Raw genomic sequence first — 2,501 nt, forward strand, 5'->3', positions numbered from 1 at the left:
CACCACCGATCTGCCGCCGGTCGATGTGACCCCACCGGACGACTGGGGTCCCAACCCGGATCCGCCGGACTGGCCCGATCCGTGGGATCCGGGCGATGGCGGCGGTGGCGGTGGCGGTGGCGGTGGCGGCGGTGATGGAGGTGGTGGCGACGGCGGTGGTGACGGCGATGGACAGCCAGACTTCACCTTCATCGATGTCAAGCCTTTTGAAAGCAAGCTGACCTACACTCCGGGCGAGAATGGCGAGCCGGGCTTCAACAAAGCGGTGTTGACCTACCCGATTCCCAATGAATTCGGCCAGTGGACGGTCAGCACCGAGCTGAAGTTCAACACCGACGGCACCTTCAAGGACGGCAAGGGCACATTGGATTTCGTCGGCAACGATGGCAGTCTTCTCAAGTGGCAGCTGAACGAAGGTTCCTGGACCTCCACCGTCAATGGTGGTTACTACTGGGATATCGGCGCAGGCTTCGGCTTTCAGATCAACCTGATCTACAACTCAGCGGACAACGACATAAAGGGCGAAGCCCAGTTCCTCTACAACAAGAGTCCTTGATCCCTCTTGGGATGCCGCGTTCGCGGACGCGGCATCCATCTGGAGTCCCATGCGTCCCCTTTTACTTGCATTGCTGCTCGTTTCATCCTGTGCTGGTGCCGCTGAGACAACCCGCGTCACGCAGATATTCAACGACCCCACGCCGGTCAGCCAAGCGCTGGCTCAAGGTGATGTCGCTGCACTACGGCAGCTGCAGGTCAATGCAACCAATACCGTCGTAAAGAAGATGGCCAGGGCCGCCGAACGCCGCGTTCTGCTGGACGTTCCTGGAGCCCGTGAAGCGTCAGATGAATGTATCCAGATGGCGCAGCAGACTACGCATCTGGCCGGGCTGACTGTCTGCGGAGCACTGCGAGCTGGCGTCGAGGTGGTAGCGGGTGACCTGCCTGCATGGGCACGCCTGTCGATGCAGGCGCGGGAGCGCGTTCGGGCCGCTGCGGAGAAGCGGGGCAAAACATTGGGAAATGTCGATGTATTCACCCGCATTCCAGACTACGCCGCGATGGCCGGTCGGCCCGCTCCCAAAGTCGATTCATCTGGCAAAGGACGCATCGCCCTGCACACAGGAACGGTTACGGTAGCGTCCAGCCAGGATCATGACGGCGGCCGTGTCGCTTATCCCAACATGGCGCAACTGCAGATTGACGGAAAGACTGTTGAGGTTCTGGTCGACACCGGCTCGGCACTGACCATAGTGCATCCCGCGGCGATAACTGCGCCCCCGCTCATGGAGGGATTCACGCTTTCCGGCGTGCTGGGCGACTCACAACAGCGCAGCAGGATCGCCCAGCCACAGACCCTCCAGCTTGGTCCCTTGATCATCTCGCAGCCATTGGTATCCGTCAGCGAACGCATTCCTGCGAACCTTCTTGGCCTCGATGTTCTATCTCGTCTCGGCCGAGTCCTGATCGGCAAGGATGGCCTGCAGGTGCTCGCGGAGGGATCTGCCGCTCCGGCCTGCGACGCCCCGATGTTCTCGGCGGCAGACCTGAGCGGTACGCAGACCGTCCCAAGGTTGTTCATTACTGTTGACGGCAAGCGCCAGGAAGCAATGCTGGATACTGGTAACAGTGGCGAGTTGATGGAAGCCCTGCCAATCGGTGTGGCTCTGCCACCAGGTTCAGTTCAACACAGTGTTGTTCAAGGCGTACAAGGACAGCAGCGAAGAGCATCGGTCGCGCGCGAGGCCGTTGTGCAGACCTTGGACGGCTCTGCAGAATTGCAGATGAGCACATCCACTGGAAACCATCCAAGCAAGACGCGCTATGTGCTGGGCGGCGGCAGCCTGCGCAAGGTCTCCATCTATCTGGATTTCATCACAAACAAGGCCTGCCTGATGTCTTTGGGGGCTACCCAGTCGGCACACTGATATCGCATCCTGATTGAATCTCCGCATCAGCACAGCCACTCAGGCCAGAATGGAATCAGCCGGCTGATGATGAAGAGCCTGATACGATCAATTGAAGGGGTCTGCTGCAGTGCAGAGCAAACTACTCGTATTCGTGGCTGTCGTTGCGATGGCATCCTGCAGCAGCCATGGCGACCCCTATCTGGCGCAGGGCGTTCGTGAAACCACGGCTGCACGCCAATGCATGGACCAGTGTCGGGACCACTATGCCAGCTGTCATTCCGCCGGAAGCAGTAGCGGCTGCCTGGGATCAGCATCCCAATGGGGTGGCAACTGCGAAGAAATCCAGGACAGGGATCTTCGTCGATCATGCCAGGCGAGCGTGGATTTCTGCCGGAATCGCCTTCCGGACATCAAGTGCGGGGAAATACGCGACCGCTGCCTGAGTGCCTGCGGTGGGGGCTAGCGTGTCGCAGCAAGCGGCCGCTTAACGAAAGCAAGCGCAGGGCGCGTTCATTTTTGTCGTATATCACCCTTCCGTCCGAATCAGATTTTTCTGACAGAGCACTGTCCACTTCGTGTGATAAATGTCGGAGT

2 protein-coding genes are annotated in these 2,501 nt (G+C 59.6%); both read left to right on the forward strand.

Going from position 1 to position 2,501, the window contains the following annotated elements; all coding sequences use genetic code 11:
• Window positions 1–556, forward strand: a 556-nt coding sequence (locus N7367_RS19320) for a hypothetical protein (protein WP_279943027.1), incomplete at its 5' end; no start/stop codon positions are given.
• 49 nt (window positions 557–605) lie between these two features.
• On the forward strand, window positions 606–1,925 hold the full coding sequence (locus N7367_RS19325) for a retropepsin-like aspartic protease (protein ID WP_279943028.1): 1,320 nt from the start codon (window positions 606–608) through the stop codon (window positions 1,923–1,925).
• Window positions 1,926–2,501 lie beyond the last annotated feature (576 nt).

Origin of the sequence: Stenotrophomonas sp. GD04145, assembly GCF_029835135.1 — a bacterium.
GTDB lineage: Bacteria > Pseudomonadota > Gammaproteobacteria > Xanthomonadales > Xanthomonadaceae > Stenotrophomonas > Stenotrophomonas maltophilia_P.

Bases quoted from the DNA above. Each gene is read 5' to 3' on its own strand.
- N7367_RS19325 (WP_279943028.1), top strand. From the start codon at position 606: ATGCGTCCCCTTTTACTTGCATTGCTGCTCGTTTCATCCTGTGCTGGT.